The organism is Streptomyces kaniharaensis, assembly GCF_009569385.1.
Lineage (GTDB): Bacteria > Actinomycetota > Actinomycetes > Streptomycetales > Streptomycetaceae > Kitasatospora > Kitasatospora kaniharaensis.
Window position 1 is genome coordinate 44,647 of sequence record NZ_WBOF01000008.1, and the last position, 17,440, is coordinate 62,086.

Annotated in this window: 24 protein-coding genes; 10 read left to right on the plus strand and 14 right to left on the minus strand. The window is 71.0% G+C overall.

The genetic code is table 11. The features are described 5' to 3' along the window. Positions 1–249 precede the first annotated feature (249 nt). The 6 genes from F7Q99_RS38815 to F7Q99_RS38840 form a co-directional block, all read right to left on the minus strand. On the minus strand, positions 250–2,136 hold the full coding sequence (locus F7Q99_RS38815; RefSeq protein ID WP_153466892.1) for a TniQ family protein: 1,887 nt from the start codon (positions 2,134–2,136) through the stop codon (positions 250–252). Between the two features lie 4 nt (positions 2,137–2,140). Next, the gene (locus F7Q99_RS38820) at positions 2,141–3,409 is read right to left on the minus strand and encodes an AAA family ATPase (RefSeq protein ID WP_153466891.1); all 1,269 of its coding nucleotides are present in this window, start codon (positions 3,407–3,409) and stop codon (positions 2,141–2,143) included. Beyond that, positions 3,406–5,637 (minus strand): transposase, encoded by a 2,232-nt coding sequence (locus F7Q99_RS38825; protein ID WP_326847302.1) that lies wholly within the window; start codon positions 5,635–5,637, stop codon positions 3,406–3,408. Before F7Q99_RS38825 ends, F7Q99_RS38820 begins: the two co-directional genes overlap by 4 nt. Continuing rightward, complete coding sequence (locus tag F7Q99_RS38830; RefSeq protein ID WP_153466890.1) at positions 5,634–6,485, minus strand: TnsA-like heteromeric transposase endonuclease subunit; 852 nt, start codon at positions 6,483–6,485, stop codon at positions 5,634–5,636. Before F7Q99_RS38830 ends, F7Q99_RS38825 begins: the two co-directional genes overlap by 4 nt. A 197-nt stretch (positions 6,486–6,682) precedes the next feature. Next, positions 6,683–7,207, minus strand: a complete 525-nt coding sequence (locus tag F7Q99_RS38835; protein ID WP_326847366.1) for an ATP-binding protein — start codon at positions 7,205–7,207, stop codon at positions 6,683–6,685. Between the two features lie 305 nt (positions 7,208–7,512). Next, on the minus strand, positions 7,513–8,013 hold the full coding sequence (locus F7Q99_RS38840; RefSeq protein ID WP_153466889.1) for a hypothetical protein: 501 nt from the start codon (positions 8,011–8,013) through the stop codon (positions 7,513–7,515). Between the two features lie 311 nt (positions 8,014–8,324). Here F7Q99_RS38840 and F7Q99_RS38845 point away from each other — a divergent pair, with 311 nt between their 5' ends. From F7Q99_RS38845 to F7Q99_RS38880, 9 genes are all read left to right on the plus strand, one after another. Further along, positions 8,325–8,861, plus strand: a complete 537-nt coding sequence (locus tag F7Q99_RS38845; RefSeq protein ID WP_153471805.1) for a hypothetical protein — start codon at positions 8,325–8,327, stop codon at positions 8,859–8,861. Positions 8,862–9,120: 259 nt separating this feature from the next. After that, on the plus strand, positions 9,121–9,798 hold the full coding sequence (locus F7Q99_RS38850; RefSeq protein WP_153471808.1) for a 3'-5' exonuclease: 678 nt from the start codon (positions 9,121–9,123) through the stop codon (positions 9,796–9,798). Then, on the plus strand, positions 9,798–9,992 hold the full coding sequence (locus tag F7Q99_RS38855; protein WP_153471811.1) for a hypothetical protein: 195 nt from the start codon (positions 9,798–9,800) through the stop codon (positions 9,990–9,992). The genes F7Q99_RS38850 and F7Q99_RS38855 overlap by 1 nt, the downstream gene beginning before the upstream one ends. After that, positions 9,992–10,462 (plus strand): hypothetical protein, encoded by a 471-nt coding sequence (locus F7Q99_RS38860; RefSeq protein WP_153471814.1) that lies wholly within the window; start codon positions 9,992–9,994, stop codon positions 10,460–10,462. Before F7Q99_RS38855 ends, F7Q99_RS38860 begins: the two co-directional genes overlap by 1 nt. 63 nt (positions 10,463–10,525) lie before the next feature. Then, a complete protein-coding gene (locus tag F7Q99_RS38865) occupies positions 10,526–11,137 on the plus strand; it encodes a hypothetical protein (RefSeq protein ID WP_153471817.1) in 612 nt (203 codons plus the stop codon). Further along, complete coding sequence (locus F7Q99_RS38870; protein ID WP_153471820.1) at positions 11,130–11,297, plus strand: hypothetical protein; 168 nt, start codon at positions 11,130–11,132, stop codon at positions 11,295–11,297. Before F7Q99_RS38865 ends, F7Q99_RS38870 begins: the two co-directional genes overlap by 8 nt. A 69-nt stretch (positions 11,298–11,366) precedes the next feature. Then, on the plus strand, positions 11,367–11,954 hold the full coding sequence (locus tag F7Q99_RS38875; protein ID WP_230211345.1) for a nuclease-related domain-containing protein: 588 nt from the start codon (positions 11,367–11,369) through the stop codon (positions 11,952–11,954). Further along, positions 11,954–12,097: a hypothetical protein gene (locus F7Q99_RS42315; protein ID WP_230211346.1), complete on the plus strand. Its 144-nt coding sequence runs from the start codon at positions 11,954–11,956 to the stop codon at positions 12,095–12,097. Before F7Q99_RS38875 ends, F7Q99_RS42315 begins: the two co-directional genes overlap by 1 nt. A 403-nt stretch (positions 12,098–12,500) precedes the next feature. Next, positions 12,501–12,674: a hypothetical protein gene (locus tag F7Q99_RS38880; protein ID WP_153471853.1), complete on the plus strand. Its 174-nt coding sequence runs from the start codon at positions 12,501–12,503 to the stop codon at positions 12,672–12,674. Between the two features lie 57 nt (positions 12,675–12,731). Here F7Q99_RS38880 and F7Q99_RS38885 read toward each other — a convergent pair whose 3' ends face one another. The 8 genes from F7Q99_RS38885 to F7Q99_RS38920 all read right to left on the minus strand — a co-directional run bounded on the left by F7Q99_RS38885 (position 12,732) and on the right by F7Q99_RS38920 (position 16,764). Next, entirely contained in the window at positions 12,732–13,076 is a 345-nt protein-coding gene (locus tag F7Q99_RS38885; protein WP_153471950.1) for a hypothetical protein, read from the minus strand. A 202-nt stretch (positions 13,077–13,278) separates the two neighbouring features. After that, positions 13,279–13,596 carry a hypothetical protein gene (locus F7Q99_RS38890; protein WP_153471952.1) on the minus strand — a complete coding sequence of 106 codons (318 nt, stop codon included), beginning with the start codon at positions 13,594–13,596 and terminating at the stop codon, positions 13,279–13,281. Positions 13,597–13,663: 67 nt separating this feature from the next. Beyond that, positions 13,664–14,257 (minus strand): hypothetical protein, encoded by a 594-nt coding sequence (locus F7Q99_RS38895; RefSeq protein WP_153471863.1) that lies wholly within the window; start codon positions 14,255–14,257, stop codon positions 13,664–13,666. Next, a complete protein-coding gene (locus F7Q99_RS38900) occupies positions 14,257–14,472 on the minus strand; it encodes a hypothetical protein (RefSeq protein ID WP_153471955.1) in 216 nt (71 codons plus the stop codon). The genes F7Q99_RS38895 and F7Q99_RS38900 overlap by 1 nt, the downstream gene beginning before the upstream one ends. Positions 14,473–15,128: 656 nt before the next feature. Continuing rightward, entirely contained in the window at positions 15,129–15,353 is a 225-nt protein-coding gene (locus F7Q99_RS38905; RefSeq protein ID WP_153471958.1) for a hypothetical protein, read from the minus strand. Next, entirely contained in the window at positions 15,350–15,835 is a 486-nt protein-coding gene (locus F7Q99_RS38910; RefSeq protein ID WP_153471961.1) for a hypothetical protein, read from the minus strand. Before F7Q99_RS38910 ends, F7Q99_RS38905 begins: the two co-directional genes overlap by 4 nt. A 72-nt stretch (positions 15,836–15,907) precedes the next feature. Then, positions 15,908–16,201: a hypothetical protein gene (locus F7Q99_RS38915; RefSeq protein ID WP_153471964.1), complete on the minus strand. Its 294-nt coding sequence runs from the start codon at positions 16,199–16,201 to the stop codon at positions 15,908–15,910. Next, positions 16,201–16,764, minus strand: coding sequence for a hypothetical protein (locus F7Q99_RS38920; protein WP_153471967.1), 564 nt, complete (start codon positions 16,762–16,764; stop codon positions 16,201–16,203). Before F7Q99_RS38920 ends, F7Q99_RS38915 begins: the two co-directional genes overlap by 1 nt. 517 nt (positions 16,765–17,281) lie before the next feature. Between F7Q99_RS38920 and F7Q99_RS38925 the strand changes: the two genes are divergently transcribed. After that, the coding region (locus F7Q99_RS38925) for a ParA family protein (RefSeq protein ID WP_326847576.1) at positions 17,282–17,440 on the plus strand (159 nt) is incomplete at its 3' end.

Here is a 17,440-nt window from a genome sequence, read left to right on the forward strand (position 1 = left end):
AGCAGCACCCGGCCGCCCCGCCCGCCGACCGTGGGACCCGGCCGGACCCCTGGGAGGGCCTGGTGCCCCCGCCCTCGGCCCCGGTGCGCCCGACCACCGGCCGCCGACCGCTCGGCCTGCGCCCCGACTCTGAGACCGGAATCGGTTGTTGGCCCCTGATCCGTCGATCGGTGCTGGTGGAGGATCGTGTAGGAATCGATAGTTGGCCCAGTTCGGAACCGATAGTTGGCCTGAGCAAGTCGCGCAAAGTCACGGAGAGTAGTCACCTGGTTGGCGATCTGCGCTGCCGATCAGGGCCCGGACCCGGTCGTCGAGGACCGTCCGTAGCCTGTGGTCTGTGGCGTGATGGATGTGGTGCAGAATCCGGAGCTCGGGTGTCCCGGGCCCAACTCGGCGGTTGAAGGCGGACAGCGGCGCTCGGAACGAGGGTGCGAGCTGCCATTCGCTGCCGGTGACGGCGGCCCAGACGTAAGCGGAGGCGCACTCCCGGAGTAGCTCGTGGGAGCTTGTCCGCGGGCCTTGACCGAGCATCCGGCCTAGCTGTTGGGTGATGGTGTCCCAATCGGAGTGCCCAAGGTGCCAGAAGGCGAGGTTCTGGCGGCGCTGGTAGTAGTTGACGGGTTCTCGGGCGATGTGCTGGGTGAGGGCCTCGAAGGCCTCGGCGATATCCGCGCTCAACAGCGGATGGGCGCTGTTCTGGCTCGGATGGAGGTTCTGACGCATGAGCGCGCCGGGGCCTGAGCGGTCCCAGCTATGGGGAATGCCCAGCAGCTCGGCTGCTGCGTCGACGGAACAGCCCGCAGCGGCCTGGACCAGTTGGACTGCCACGACTCGGCGGAACTGGACGGGCTTTCGCAGGTGCCCTGGAGGTGCCCCGTTCTCTGCCAGGACGGTGAGCCAACTGCCCGGGGGACGCTGAGGGATGTGCTCAGGCAGGTAGCCGCGTTCGCGCACCGGGATGACTAGCGGGCCGGTGTGCGAGATATGCGTAGGCACGAAGATCTTTTGGCAGCACTGCTCGACGTCGTGCCTGAAGAGCGGTGAACACCTGGTCCTCAGGATGTCCCAGGTCTGGCTCCAGGCGGATGCGTCGTAGCGCGGGGCGCGTCCTGCGAGGTTGTGGATTTCGGCCCGGAACGCAGTTCTCGGCAGGCGGACGAGCCGGTCGGCGAGGCTGAGCACTTCTGCGGAGGCCGTGCTGGCGGTGGGCAGAGCGCCCCAGCGTGGCTGTGTCTGTCCGGGCCAGGGCCCGTGAACACCGCGTCTGTACTCGTCCATGAGCTGCGAGATGGCGCCGCTGGGTGGCCCGGCTGGGTCTGGCGGCTGCCGGGCCGCGGTGATGAGAGCGACAGCGACTCGAAGGTCCGAGAAGCGCGAGATTGCCGTCGAGGGGTAGTGGCCGGGTTCCAGCATCGTCTGGAGCCTGCGTTGAAGGTCAGCGAGGTCCGGAGCGAGCTGTGTTGCGGGGCTGGCCGCGAGATCGTCCAGCGGGTGGCCGCAGACCGTGCCCTGAGGCCCGGCTGAGACCCGGTTGCGGCAGCGTGCGGGGTGAAGGTGGCCGAGGCCCGGGAGGGGAACAAGCTGGGGGCTCTTTGCCCATGATCCGGCCTGGGCCGGCCGCCGACAGCGTGGGCAGGTGTCGACGAGCATGCGGTTGTGTTCCAGACAGGCGAAGATCACGGGCAGGCGCCAGGACAATTTCCAGGGTCCGCCGTGCAGTTGCTGGATCCGGCTCCCGTCGCCGGCGAGGCAGTCCGGGCAGTAGCGGCTGGACGACAGCAGCATCCACTCGGTGGTCACCGTTCGGGGTCGTGGTGCTTGTCCGGGCCAGACCAGGACGTCGGCGACCGGAGGGTAGTGGCTGCTCCAGGGGCGGAGGGTCAGCTGGTCGGACTCGTCCTCGGTCAGCCGGGTCGAGCGGGCGAACGCTGCCCGGACGTTCGCTTCGAGCATGAACAGGTGCCGGAGCGGGGCCTGGCCCCGGTCCTCGAATGCGAGCCCCGTTCGCCTGACCACCTGGGTCGGGGTCAGATCGAGGTGATGGGCGAGTCTCAGGACGAATCCGGGCAAGCCCTCGCCGGGCAGCGGGGCCAGGCTCCTTGGCAGCGGAGGGTGTGCGTCACGGCCAGGAACCATCGACTCAGGCCCCGCCCGCGGCTGCCCTGGGGCCGAGGTCGTCGAAGACGGTGTTGCGCGGGCGCTTCTGCCGTCGGGTCGGAGGCTTCTTCGCCTTGGAAGAGGAGAGGTCCGGAACGATGGGGATCTCCCCGGCTCCGGGATCGCGGCCCAGTGCGTCGAGGCTGATGGTGATCGTGTCGAGAAGCTCCTCGTCGAGGTACTCCTTCCCGCTGGCCATGGCCTCCATGGCGCCGTCCTCAATCAGGCGCGCGAGCAGGCCGATGACACCGTTGGTGCGGCGCCTCAGGTATTCGGGCATGGTGCCCCCGGTGAGCATTCCTGGCCAGGCCTTGAACAGCCGCAGGCCGTCTTCCAGGCCGGCCAGGTGGTCCAGGAAGGCCTCGATGCCTTCCGAGGTGGTGCATTCGAAGGTCCCGAGTTCGACGAGGTCGAAACGGCGCTCGGTCTGGGTCACCTCCAGGCCGTGGACGTGGGTGCTCGCCGAGGGCGGGAACACCCACTGGCGGGCCCGGGAGTCCCACTTCGCCTTCCGCAGCAGGCCGGAACCGGGGATGTCGGCGCCGATCAGGACGAGGGTGACGTTCATGCTCATGAACGCCCGGATCAGATCGAGGACGTCCTGGTCGTCGGCCCGGTGCATGCGGAGTCTCGTGATGTCGTCCAGAATCAACGCGCGGACCCCATGGCCGTCGAGCGAGGCCGCGACCTGCTGGACGAGCTGGGGAAGGGTCAGGCCCTTCGTGTGGGCGCCGAAGAAGTCGAGGATCGCCTGGCAGGTGCTCTTCGGCGTCGCGGTGACCGGCGTCTGGACATAGACGACAGGGGCGTGAAGCGCTCGCGTTCCGGGCATCGCGTGCGGATTGATCTGGTGGCCCGCTTCCCGGAAGGTGACCTCGAACTCGGCGGCGATGTCGCAGACGGTCTCGGTCTTTCCCTGGTAACCGAGGCCGAAGACCATCACCCCAGGCCAGGTCGCGGACGTGAGCCGCATGGCGTTGCCCCGGATGCGCCGGTCGACGAGAGAGGCGACCCTCTTTGCCATCGGTGTCTCCTGCAGCGGCATGTTGACGTGCGTCGCCGTGCGGTGCAGGTTGTGGAGCGCTTTGTCGCGATCGCTCATCGCCTGCCACTGGTCCAGGGACAGCCGGGGCGCCGGGACGAAGGACCGGCGGGACCGGCAGTAGTACTGCCAGCCCTCGTGGGTGTCCCGGCGGGGAGGCTTGCCGCCGAGGATCTCGGCGAGCGGGTGGGTCGGTGCGGCATCGGTCATGCGTGGTCCTCAAGCGGGGCGGGGGCGTCGTCGGGCGGGATGAGGAAGAGGTTGCGTCGGCGCAGGCTGTCGCCCAGCCGCGGCGGCGGGACCGGGCGGCGGACCACCGACGCCTCGCGTAGCCGGCGTCGTTCCGCATCGACCGCCTTCGCGATGTCGGCTGCCTCGACGGGCCAGGCGACCACTTCGGCCGCCGGGCCCTCCGGCGTGGAGGGCTGGTCGGCTGCGGCTTGCGCGGCGTCTGCGGCCCGGCGCGAGCGGGCGCTCTTCTCCCGCTTGCCCATCTGGGAGGGCCACTGGCTGACCGGGATCGCCGAGCCGAGGATGTCCAGGAGCACCGGCAGCAGTTCCTCGTCCGAGCGCGGTTTCAGCCCGGCCCGGCGGACCTCGCCGAGCAGGGCGTCGACGTTGGTGTCCGAGAACGCCGGGACCTCGCCCTCGGGAGGCAGGCCGGTCCAGCGCAGGACGTGCCAGCGTTCGGGATCGTCGGGGTCCTGGAAGAACACGGTGCGGCGGTCGCGGCGGTCGGAGCGGATGACCCACTTGCCCTTGTGCCGGCCGCCGCGCGAGGACCGGCCGTGGAAGCGGTCCTCGTCCAGGACGTCGGCGTAGTAGTAGAGCCCGAGGATCTTCACCCCGCGGCCCGCATGGATCATCACGTGGTGGGGCCGCAGGAGCTTGTAGTAGAGCTCCGGGCCCGGGATCTCGAGGTCCAGGCCGCCCTGCCGTGTTGATGCCGCGAAAAGCGAGTTCGGACTGTGGGGCCCGTCCGGCGCCCAGGCCGGCGCGTACTCGCCCAACTCCCGGTTCTGCCAGACCTTCACCACCCAGGTGGCGACCACATGCTCGACCTGAGCCAGCGTCAGCACCGCATCCGCCTCGGGGCCGGCGCCCCGGTCGGCGACATCCGTTCCGGTGAAGCCCAGCAGGTGCTCCAGCAGGAGCGTCTTGATCGAGGAGAACGCCCGCTCGACGGCGAACTTGTCGTGGGCCCGCAGCGTGCGCGCCGGCAGGATCGTGCAGCCCAGCGCCCGCTCGGCGGCGACGATCTGGTGGCTCTTGTAGGGGCCGCCGTGGTCGGTGGTGACCGTCTCCGGCGCGAAGAACGGCAGCGCGGCGACCCTGTGCCCGGCGAACTGGGCGACCAGCGTGGCCGGAGCGCCGGGGTAGGGCCACTCCATGTCCTCGCCCCAGCCCTCGCGCATCGGCAGCGGCATCACCACGTCCCGCAGCAGCATCGCGATGTCCACCGACGTGTCCGACACCAGCGTGAGCCGGAACGCCACGATCGAGTGCGTGTAGAGGTCCAGCGCCAGCGACATCACCGCCGACACCGGCTCGCCGAACACCTGCTCGCGGACCTTCACCGGCAACGGCGTCGAGTCCAGAGCGACCACCTGCCCCGGCCGGTGGACCACCACCCTCCGCCCGGCCTGCGCGATCTCCGCGGTGCGGACGTAGCGCTGCCGCGAACCGTCGGGGCCGAACCACTCCTGCCAGACCGCCGCCAGCGTCTTGCAGCACGGAACGTCCTCGGCCGGGAAGTCCGGGAACACCTCCCGGATGTACTGGTGCAGCAGCCGGTGCCGGGCGGCCATGGTCATCCGCGAGCGCCGAAGGCATTCCTCCCTCACCGCGTAGATCCCTTCCCGGATCTCCGGGGTGATGCTGGGGCGGCCCCCGCCCGCGCGGAGCCAGCGGCCGTCCGCGCAGGCCAGCACCAGGTCCTCGCCCTTGCTGCGGGCTAGGCGCTTGAGCGTCCGCTCACTCATGAACCGCAGCCCCAGTGCCTCCGCCTCAACGGGCGGCATCGCCCGCAGTTCGGCGGCCTTGGCTCGGCGGCGCTCGCCAAGCGTGGTCATCGCCGGATCGAAGCCCGGCCTCGGCTCGCCCTGCAGGGCCCGCGCCGGGTGCCCGGCCCGAAAGCCGGTCTCGGTCTCCAGCACGTGCTCGGCCCGGATCCGGGCCCGCCGCATCTGCTCGGGTGTCAGGTCGGACAGAACCGTTCCCCGTCGGTCGCCGCCGGTCCGGGCCAGACGGCCGGGAGTGGGCAGCGGACGGACACCGGGGTGGTTCGCCAGCCAGCGCAACGACCGCCGGCTCAGCTCTCCGCCGGCATCGGCCAGGACCACCCGGCCCAGATGCGGTTCCAGCTCCTCGACCGTGAAACAGACGCCACCGAGCTCCAGCCGGACGCCGGGCGCCAGGACCAGGACGCCGCGGCTCACTGCCGCCGCCCCTGCGACGGAATCATCGGCTGCTGTCCGGCGAGCCAGACCGGGGACCGGTCGCCGAGCGGCTCGCCCAGATCGACACCGAGCCGGCGGTGCCAGAGCAAATGGACCGCCTCGGCCCGCGCCAGCTCTGGCCAGTCCGTCGACTCCACCAATTCCCCGAACCGCAACGGCCCCTCGGCGACGGCGTCCAGCAACTCGCCGTGCAGGCCGAGCAGGTCCTTGCGCGGGCGGCGCCGGGCCGACAACGCGTCCAGCACCCCCACCACGTGCGGGCGCCAGCCGGTGACCACGGTGTAGTGCCAGCCGGCCGCCGTCGCGACTTCTCGTGTCGCGGCGAACTTCCGCGCGTCCTCGTCGCGGACCAGAGCGGCCGGGCGGACGTCGAAGAGCCAGTTGCCGTCGGGCATCAGCGCGAGGAAGTCCGGGATGTGAGCCGCGCGGCCGCCGGTGTGCTCGAAGTCCAGGCGGAACGGCTGCGGCAGCACCTCCCGGGCCCGCAGGAAGTCCAGCGCCCGCAGCAGGTCCCGCTCCTCCAGCGACTCGAACCCGTGCTGGCGGCCGGTGGAGATCATGGGCTCCAGGCCCGGCCGGTGCCGCTGCCGGGCCCGCCAGGTGAACCGGCGAACCGGCTGCGAGTCGAGCACCGGCACCGACTCCAGATCCCTGACCGGCCAGACCACCTGGCCGCCGTCGAACAGCCAGGTCGTCGACCAGCGTCTCGGCCAGGACGCATCGAGCACCAGGCGCCGGCGGTGATCGCCATCGCCGGTGAACGTGCTGATCAGCGCGGTGAGATCGCATGCGTCCGAGCGGATGGCGGGTCCGGTCCGGAAACTCATGCGCCAACCCCAGCACCCCCGGCGCCCGCGGGTAGCCAGGCGGGGTGATGTTCACCCGGTCAAGTGAAGATCACGAAGCGGAGGCCGGAGCGTGGCGGGCAACCTGACCGCCGAGATCAGGAGGATGGCGGCCAGCGCGGGGATGACAGTGCGGTGCTGGGCTGAGCTGGCCCGCCTGTTTCGCGTGGCGGCGGACCTCAACTCCTGACGGCCTCTGCGATCTGCAGGGCGGCCTGGGCGGGCGTGAGGTGCGTGGTGTCGACGACCTCGGCCTCGGCGTGCAACCAGGTGCGGGCCGCCTCGGCGTAGGGCTCAAGGTATTTGAGACGGAACCAGGAGTTGGGACCAACAACAGTGTCCCCTGCGATGCGCCCGCGGAGGGTCTCCTGGTCGGCATGGAGAACGAAGTGCCGCACCGGAATGGCGTGTTGGGCGAGGCCCGTGCTGATCTCGCGCCAGTACTGCTCGACCAGGACAGTCATCGGCATCACCAGAGTCCCGCCGGTGTAGTCGAGCACGTGGCGGGCGGTCTCGACTACGAGTGGCCGCCACGGCGGCCAATGCTGGAAGTTGTCCGTCCCGGGCAGCCCCGGTGTGATGTCCATGAGTGTCTCGCCAACCTTCTCGGCGTCGAACACCCGGGAGTCGGGGATCAGCTGCTGCACGAGTGCACTGGTCGTCGTCTTGCCTGCACCGTGGGTGCCGTTGAGCCATACGATCACGGGTTCGACACTAACGGCGCGCGGGTCACAGGAACGGGCATAGCAGAAATCCGGTACGGCTTCGGCGCTGACTGCGACGGTGTCAACCACTGAGATCGGATGTCACCTAGCTCGAAAAGTCGCAACTACTGAGCCGGGACACGAGAGTTGGAACCAGTGGGGCCGAGCGACCTGACGGTTTCTCGTCGATGGGACACGCTTGTTGGCACCAAGTGGTCACGATTCTTGGAACCAGCAAGGCCCTTGTATAGCTTCGCCGGTACCAGTGCTGAGGACCCTGCGGCTTACCGGCCCCTGGAGGGGTATCACTGACACGTGATCAGGCTCTCGCCGTCGCCGAACCTGAACCCCAGGGCATGGACCAGGTCGAGTACCAAACCCTCGGCGAGTGGGTCACATTCCGCCTCAAGGGTGGTTCTCACCGCCACTGGGTCGGGTTGAAGGCCGGCTGCCTCCGCCCAGGCCACGGCCTGACGGGTGACCTCGTCGGGATCACCGATCCACTCCTCGGGGACGTCGTAGTCTCGCGCCATCTCCGGAGACAGTGCGCAGTGCCAGGTCAGACCGCCGGGGCTGGCTGCTTCCACGCTGACGACGTCGCTGTCGTGGACATACATGACGAGGGCCGGGGCTCCCGTCTCAGTCGCGATCGAGTCATGCGGAGCAACGCCTGGAGACAGTTGCAGGATCTGCCAGGCGCCATCCCTGGCCGACCACCACGACGTGGCGGCAAGCGCCTGTACTGCTGCCAGCTCGGTCACCGGCTGCTCGGCCCGTGCCACAACGAAAGATCCGGAGAAACCCATGGATCGAGACCGTAGCCCCCGGCGCTGACACCCCCGGCTTCCTCACTGGTTCCAGGCCGCCGGCGCCCACATCCCTCAGGGTCGACAGGGTCACTCAAGGGTCCCCGAGAAGGGTCGCCCGGTTCCAACATGCGTGGCCAGGTTCCAACCATCGTGGCCCGGCTCAACTACCCGGTGTGGCCAGAACCCCGCAGGGGCCAACTATCAATTCCAGGGGCCAACTATCAATTCCGGCCTCAGACTCCGCCAGCTGAGCGGACGTACGGCGGCGCAAGCCGGGCCCAACAATCGACCTCGGTAGGTTGGAAAACATGACCTCGGTACAGATCACGGTGAGCATCACTCCGCAGCAGGCAAGCCGATTCAATCTGCGAAAAAGGCGCCAGAAATTGGAGCAAGATGAATACCTGAAAGAACTGAAAAGGGAAGGGCTGACCCATCGGGAGGCCCGGGTGCAACTCGCGCTGATCCGGCCCGACACCTGGCCCCCGCTCGACGTCGTCGTGGCCGGGGCCGTGCGCCAGCGCCTGGCCGAGCCGGACCTGGCCGGCCCCTGGGAGCCGCTGACGCCGGAGGAGGAAGGGGAGATGAAGCTGAGCGGCCGCTGGCCGGGGCCGGCCCCCGATGTTCGGCTGGTGGAACGGAACTACCTCCTCCCATCCGAGCTGGTCACCGAGCTGCGGACCGCATCCTGGCGGGTCAGCGCGCGACCCCTCGCCCTCTACAGCCCGAGCCTCGGGCGGGCCGAGCGGGAGCGCCTGGCCGACCTCATCCACTCCCCCGGCCGGATCGTCCGCCAGGCCCTCGACCGCTACGGCCGGCCCGAGCCGGAGGAGACAGCCGAGTGACCAACCGACCTCGGTTGATTGCCCTCCGCGGCCCGCCGATCTCGGCCATAAACAACCGACCTCGGTTGTTGTTCCGGCTCGCAAAACCCATTTCCGCGCATCGTTTCGATTCCCCTCAAATACTTGCATCCCGGCCCATGTTGCGCTATTTCTTGATACGCTCTAATCGCCCCAGAAAAGAGAACTCGCCGTGACTGAAATCGAAAATCCGACCGAAAGGCCGGACCGGCGGGCCCGGCTCGGAGGAGTGGAGGAACGGATGGAACGGGATCGAGAGGTGGCCGGGCTCGCAGCCTGGGCGGCGGCCCTGCTGGACGACCCGGAGGTGGCGGTGCTCGACCTGGAGACCACCGGGCTCGGGGATACCGCGCGGATCGTGGAGATCGGGGTGGTCACCACGGACCGGCGGGTGCTCCTCGACCGCCTGGTGAACCCGGGCATCCCCATGCCGGCGGAGGCGACCCGCCACAACGGGATCACGGACGAGATGCTGACCGGCCGCACCGACTTCGACGCGCTGATGGGCGACTTGACCCACGCCCTCACCCGGCGGGAAGTCCGCGGGGGCGGCAGGGTCGAGCTCTACGGGCGCCGGGTGGTGGGCTGGAACCTCGTGGACTTCGACCGGCTGGTGCTGCGGAACGAACTGGCCGGCTACTACCAGCGGCAGGGGCACGCGGACCCCCGGGCCAGCGCGGACGCCTGGCTGTCCACCATGACCTGGGAGGACGTGATGATCCCGTTCAGCACCTGGTGCGGGGAGCCTTCGCACCGTGGCGGCTACCGCTGGCAGAAGCTCAACGGCCCGCACCGGGGAGCGGCAGACTGCCTCGCGGTCCTGGACCGGCTCGCGGACGTGGCCGGCCGCCCGGCCGCCGTGCTGCCCGCCCAGACCTCCGGCGACGCGCTGACCGGCGCGGAGGAGGTGGCCCGCTGATGCCGCAGCTTCGCCTGATGACCGACGATCGCCAGCTCGGCGAGCGGGTCCTGGAGCTCCTGCTGCCGGTGCTGCAGAACGCGCCGACGCTGCGGGTGTCCGAGCCGACCCGGCTTACGCACCGCTCCGGCGGTCTTCGCGTTGTCCTCGATGTACAGCCGAACGACCCCAACCAGCAGGAAGAGGTGGCGTGATGGGACGCCAGAAGCCGGGCAAGCCGCGGCGGGAGCGGCCGGAACCGCAGGAGCACGGGCACGAGTGGTTCGAGATCCCGGACGACTACCGCGACCCGGGCGGCCGTCCGGTGGACCACAAGCTGCTCGGCCAGCTGCTGGGGGCGGCCATGGACCGCTGCCTGTCGTGCCAGGACGTCCTCACGACGCTGCTGGTGGAGGACCCGGTGACCACCGCACGGCTGGTCGAGCTGGCGTGTATCTCGGTGCACGGCGCGATGGGCGGCCTGCCCCGGACCATGACGGACGACGGCATCCCGGGGCCGGCCGCGCTGGAGTTCCGGCGCCTCGCCCGGCTCGGCCTGGACGGTGGCAACGACTCGATGTTCACCGCGTGCGAGGGGATGAGCGCCACCGAGCGGCGGGAGGCGGCCAACACCGCGCTGGACTTCGTGGTGGCGGCGGTCTCCGGGGTGATGGGTCCGGTCTGAGTGCCGGGGCCAGGAAGAACTCATGTGGTGGCTCCGGCTGCCACCGATCGAGGGGACACAGACATGACGACCTACACGACCACCGCCGTGGCGGGGAAGCTCTCCCCGCCCGCGCCGCTGGACCGGAAGGCGGTGCGCGACCTTGAGCGGCACGCCCACGAAGTGATGTCGCCGGCCGCGCGGATGCAGCCCCGGGAGCCGTTGGCGGAGGCGGGTGTACACGTCGCCATCGGGCTCGGGGGGCTCCACGGCCTGATGGTGGCCACCACCAGCCTGGACCACCTCGCGGAGGGAGAGCGGACGCTGTCCCACCTGCACCGGGCGGCCGGTCACCTGCGCGAGCACCTGGTGGAGACCGTGCCGGAGGAGGAGAGGGAGGCCCGGCACAGGGGGATGATCGACAGCTGCCTGGAGGAGGGGCTGACGGTCGTCGCCTCGCTCACGGCTGAGCTGGTGCTCGCCAAGGGTCGGCGGATCACGGTCCGGCTGACCGAGGAAGACGCCTACCAGACGGTCGAGCTGGAGGAGGAGGGGCAGGAGACGCGCACGCTCCGGCTCTCCGGCCGGGACCGCCTGGAACTCCACAGCGGGCTGCACGAGATCGGCCGGGTCGTCTGGCTGATGCTGCTGGCTGAGGACGGCAACCGGAACGGCCCGGCGGCGAGCGATGGGTGACTACCGCTACCGCTGTGAAGACTGCGGGCGCTTCGACTGCGAGAGCTGCGGGACGCACATCTGCCTGGACTACTGCGACTGCATGCGCTCCCATCACTGCCCGTGCGAGTGCGCCGCCTACGACCGCCAGCTGACCTACGGCCCGGACGGCTGGGAGTAGGGCGACCGCCCGGCGGGCAGCGTCCCGCCGGGCACCAACTTTGGGCACCAACTTTGGGGAGGGGAACGGATGGCAGGGATTCCTGACCAGCGGCACGGGGCGGGGGCGTCTGCGGCCCGGATGGGCCAGCAGCAGCTCGACGCCGAGCGGGCCCGCCAGCACGCGCGGGCCCGCTGGGCTTTACCGGCGGCCGCGGTCGGCGGCCTGGTCCTGGCCGTGCTCCTCGGCCTGCCGTGGTGGCTCGGCCTGGTCCTGGTGCTCGTCGTCGTCGGCGCGGTCGCCCGCCGGGTGTACCGGCCGGTGGGCAACTCCTGGACCATCGGGGCGGCGGGCGAGCGGCGCACGGCCCAGCTGCTGATCCCACTGCAGCGCGACGGCTGGACGGCGCTCCACGACCGGGCGGTGCCGGGGAGCCGCGCGAACGTCGATCACCTGCTGATCGGCCCGGCCGGGGTGCTGATGGTGGACACGAAGAACTGGCAGAGCTCCAAGTCCACGCTGCGGATCGACGGCGGCCGGCTCTTCTACGGCAAGTACGACCAGAGCAAGACGCTGCGGACGGCGGCCTGGGAGGCGGAGCAGACGTCCCGGGCGCTCGGGGTGCCGGTGCGGGCCCTGGTCGCCGTGCACGGTGCGAGCGTGCCCGGCGGGTGGTGATGCTGGAGAACGTCACGGTGGTGCCGGCCAAGCGGGTGCGGCACATCGTCCGCAACCTCGCCCCGGTGCCCGGCTTCGACCCGGCCCGCGTGCAGCAGCTGGCCGACCACGCCGCCCGGGTGCTGCCCCCGCACGGCGGCTGACCCCGGTCAGCGAGAAGGGGCCCCGGTCCACCCGGGCCCCTTCGCCGTTCCTGCTGCCGGAACTGACCGACAATGCCGACTTGTTGACATCAGCCCTCGCCCGGTCACCCCCTGGTGCCGGCGCGCTCGGCAACCGGTGCCGGAGAGCACCGAGCCGACCGGCGCCCCGCGCCGGACGGCGGCCCCCGCTCCTCGATCAGCCACGCCTCCCCCTCTGCGTCACGGCGGGTCACCCCCACGCCTGCCCCGCCGGGTAGTTGCTTGTCTACGGCGGTGCCACCTCTTGGCACGGGCGGTTGGCGCGGCTGCGGGCCTTGACCTGCGTCAGAGACCACCCGATCGGGGGACGCCCCCGGCGGCCGGAACCGCCCGCGCACCTGGGGGAACTGGGAGACTGCCCGCCATGGCCTTTGACGACTTCGACGGTGAAGACGACGACGACGACTTCTCCCTGCAGGCGGTGCTCCGCTCGCAGTTGGAGGAGTATCTGCGGGACCTGGAGGACCTGGACGAGATCGACACGGAGGAACTGGCCTCCCAGCTGGCCAGCACGGCGGAGAGCCACTTCGGCATGTAGCCGGTGAACGCGAGAGGGCCCCGCCGGCGGCGGGGCCCTCGTCGTGCTGCTCGGGTGTCAGTGTACGGGGATGCTCTCGGCGAGACGGCGGATCTCGCCGCCCACCTCCAGCTCGGCGAGCATGGCCATCAGCTCGTCGTGGGTCGCCTTCGGCAGTCCCTCGCGCAGTCCGGCCTGGAGGTAGCCGGCGGAGATGGTCTGCACGATCGTGCGCCGGGAGCACAGCTTGACCATCCGCTGGCTGATCTCCTCGGCGCGGGCCTCGTCCCCGGCGTCCTTGGCCTGGGTGAGCTCCTTGAACAGCATCGCGCCGCGCAGGGTCTCGGCGAAGACTTCCCGCTCCTCCGGGGTCGTGGCGGCCTCGGCCAGCACGTGCGCCTCGATGCGCCGGGCCTCGTCCATGTCGCCGCGCTCGTAGGCGTCGCGCAGTGCGTGCCCTGCCGGGTCTCGTAGATGTCGGGCAGCTGCAGCGGGCTGCCCTGGGTGTTCGTCATGGTCCCCTCCGGTTCGGTGTGGTGGTGGTCAGCGGTGCCGGCCGCCGGCTCCAACGCCTCGGCGGCCGCCAGCCCGGCGGCCCGCGCGCCCGCGGCGGGCCACTCCAGCACTACCTCGCCGGGCTCCTGCACGACCTGGTCGTGCAGGTCCACGCGGTGCAGTGGGAGCGCTTGATGCCGTCCTCGGTGCCGATCACCGTGATCTGCCAGACCGGCCACTGGGTGCGCGGGCGCGGGCCCGGGTCGATGGCGATCACGTCGTACTCGTAGCCGTGCCGAGTGCGGTACCGGCCGCCGACCTTGCGCGGGCCGATCTGCTGGGCCACCCACTCCTCGTAGGTCGGCTCCGGGCCGCAGACCTCGCACTGCGGGTCGTCGCACCCCTCGCCGTGGTCCTGCCCGCCGGTCACCTGGTCGTCCTCGTCCACCCTCGTCCCTTCCCCTCACACCGGGTCCGGCCGGGCGGCCGAACCCCCGAACCTAGCCCGGACGCGGTCAGTACCACGCCCACTCCACGACATTGCGGCCGCCGAAATCGGGGCTGACGCAGACCCGCTCGGTGCTGCCGAGCCGGTCCCACACCTCGCGCACCGTACGGTCCAGCACCGGGTCCTCGGCGTACAGGGCGCCGGCCTCCAGCCGGATCTGCAGCGTCCCGTCCTCGGCGACGTCCACCAGGTGCAGCTCGGTGTCCAGCCACGGCTCGTACCCGAGCCCAGTCAGCAGCTCGAACGCGGAGAGGATGTCCGGCCCGTACGGGGCGGTCTCGTAGAAGCCGTTCGCCATCTCCACCTGGTGCTCGCGCACGATCCGCGGCCAGTCCACGTGGACCGGCACCGTGCCGAGCGAGAGGATCGGGCACTCCCCCGTCCGCAGCCGACCGTCGAACTCCAGGCGGGCCCACGCGGGCACGGGGGTGGACGGCCCGAAGCTGTGCGTCCCGTCCTCGTGGCGGACCCGGTCGGCGACGGCGGCCACCCACGCCTGGCGGCGCGCGGTGGACCAGCTGTCGGCGAAGTGTCCGGCGTACTCCACCAGCGTGGCCAGATCGGCCTGGGCCGCTTCCTCGCGCGTGGTCTGATCGGTCATCAGCTGTTGATCTCCTTGGTCGTGGTGGTGCTCGCCGGGGTCAGCTGGGGCAGCCCAGTGCCGGCCAGCATCGCAGCCTGGAACGTCGCCGGGTCGAGCGTCTGCCGGTGGTCGATCGCCTGCGCGAGCATCAGCCCGTAGGTGAGCGCCTGGGCCTGGACGGTGGCCTGGAGCCGCGCGGTCTCGACATCGGCCAGCCGGTTGACCTGGGTCAACTGCAGCTCGTGCCACCGGGCCTCGGCCCGCTCGCGGCGGTGCGCCAGTGCCGCGCGGTGACGGAGTAGACCAGCACGGTGCGACCAGCCACAGGATCGCGGCCAGCGCCCAGCTGCTGGTGTAGGCGGCAACCCCGATCAACGCGAACGAACCGGAGGCGGCGAACGCCACGGCCGTGATGACCTCGTGGCCGTGCTCCTTCGACGCCGAGACAACCCCGTGGAAGGTGCTCCGGCGGACAACGCGAGCATCAGAGCGACGTCCCCCCAGCTGCCCGCGGCCCCTGGTCGTGCCAGATCCGGCCAGCACCAGCGCGGTCGTGGTGCTGAGGAAGGCGCCACGCGCCGCCGTAGCGGGTGACCAGTAGGTGCCCGCGCTCATGATCTGCGGCGGCTGGGCGGGGACCAGCGGGGTAACAGTCGTCGGCTGCCAGTGGTGCGGGGTCATCTCGTGAGCTCCATCTGCTGGTCTCGGTCGTCGTGCTGTCGGGGGTGGGCTGGGGGGCGGAGGAGACTTCCTCGGCCTCCTCCGCGCTCCGGTCGGTGCGGCGGGCGGAGAGTTCGGCGGCGTGCTTCACCGCGGCCTCCAGCTCCGGGCCGGAGGGCCCGGCCCCGGGCTGGCCGGGTACCACTCGGGCCCGTTGGGGCGTGGACGGTCAGCTCCCCGGGGTTGCGGTGCCGGCCGGGCTGGGCCCGATCTCGGCGACCATCCGGCCCCGGTAGATCACCTGCCGTCGTCGGTGACCTGGAACGCCCGGCTGGTGGCGGCCTGGCCGGGCGGGATGGTCTGGGCGGGGTGAGGGGGTCTGGCAGATCCGCTGTCCGTCGATCGCCAGCCCCTGGTGGTCGAGCACGACGTGGTGGCCGGAGCGCTCGATCACCAGGCGCGGCTCTCCTCGTACCGGCTCACGACTCGGTGGCCGTCTCGCCGGGCCGTCTCGACGGCGGCCAGCCGCTGGCGGAGGCCTGCGGGGCAGGCAGCGCGGGCCGCCGGCGGCGGCCGGCTTCTCCGCCGGCCGCCCCTCGGCGCCGTCCGCGGGGAACAGCGCCACTGCTCGCCGGTGAACGGCACGACCTTGCGCTTCACTCCGTCCACCGCCACGCGGTGAGCTCGTACATCTCGCAGCACGGTCAGCCGGATCTCCGCTCCTGCCCGGCCTCGTCGCGACCAGCGCGGCGGGCGGGCTCGAGCGGCGCTCGACCAGTTCCAGCGTCCGGCCGCGCGGCCAGTCGCCGAGCGAGTCGAACTCCGGGCGGAGGGTCCACAGCTGGCCGGGCTGGCGAGCAGGGTCACGTCCCCCTCGGCCAGCCGCCGGCGGACCTCGCGGCGGGCCTGCAGCGCGCCGAGCCGGTCCTGGATCATCAGCTCCCGGTGCGGAGGTGGCGGAAGCGGCCCTCCTCGTACGGGTCAGCAGTTCCTCCAGCGCGATGGGGGTCATGCCCACACCTCCCGCCGGAGCGCCGGCGCCGGTACAGGTGCAGGGCACCCGGCCAGCTCGGCGGAGATCAGCGCCGTGCCGACCAGCACGGCGAGCGGGCGGGCCTGCAGGAACAGCACGGCCGGGGCGAGCACCAGCGCGTACCCGGCGGCGGCGGCCAGCCGGTGCGCGGCGGTGGCGGAGTGGGTGAGCGCGGCGACGACGCCGAGCACGGCGGCGAGCATCGCGGTCATGGCGATGACCTGCTGGCGGGGCTGGAGGGCCGTCTGGACGACGCGGAAGCGGTACATCAGCGCGCCACCTTCCAGTCCGTCAGCAGCGGCCAGCTCGGGGCGTCCGCGACGGCGGCCGAGCACGCGGCCATCCGGGCGGCGGCCTCGGTCGGGTACTCGCCGAACTCGCTGGCCACCCGGCCCTGTCGGGCCTCCTCGCCGATCGTGTGCACGATCGCCCGCACCAGCGGGCGGATCAGCGCGCGGGGCTCGTCGGCGATCTCGGCGGTCGTCATGTCGGAGCTGAACAGAGCGGCGGCGGCCCAGCGGCGGAAGCCCTCGCCGGACAGGCCGAGCTCGTTCAAGGGGATCAGGTTCGTGTCGAAGTGCGGCACTGCAGCCTCCTGGGGCTGCCGCCGGGCGGTCCGTGCCGCCCGGCGGGCTGGTGACGGACGGGCGGTCAGTACCGCTGGGGGACGCCGGGGGCGGGGCTGCCCACGCGCCGGCGGACTCGTTGCCGTGCGCCAGGCCGGTGGCCCGCTGCTCGGCGCACGCCCGCGGCGGTCGTCGGCGCTGGCCTGGTGGCTGCGGTAGTCCTGCTGGCACTGCTCCAGCAGGGTCGGGGCCTCGGTGGCGCTCATCGGGTCACGCCACGATGTCCACGGCCGCGAGGGAGCACACGGGGCAGTGCGTCACGGACAGCTCGCCGTCCCGCCGGCGCACGGCCACGGTGCGGAAGTCCGCGCAGTTGCTGCAGTGGGCGGGCGGATGCGGCCCCAGCGCGATCACGCGCTGGCCGACCGCGCCGGCTTGCGGTTGACCACCATCAGGTGGCGTCGGGGGGGCCTGACAGAATGGGCCATGACTGTTCCCTCCAAGGGGGATCGGTCCACGTCCCGGGGGCGCTCGAACGCCTGCCGGAACTGAGGGAGTCGGGCCGCCAAGCCCGGCTCCCTCGCTTGTATCTCCATTGAACGCCCCGTCAGTCAGTCTGTCAACAACACAACTTGCTGACTTGTTGACTGATCTGGTGTACGCTTGATCTGCAAGCTAGGCCGTCCGCTTGTCGGTCCGATCGACAGTCAGTTGCTCTTACGCTACCCGGAACCGACTAACCGATAGGAGTGAACCTGACATGTCGCTGCTTCTGTCGCCGGTGTGGCAACCCGGATCTTCGTCTTCTGCAACCAGAAGGGCGGGGTCGGCAAGACGTCACTGACCGCCGGGTTCGCGGGCGACTTGGCCGGGCGAGGGCTGCGGGTTCTCGTCATCGACCTGACCCCGCAGGGCAACATCACGGTGTGGCTGGTGCCGGCC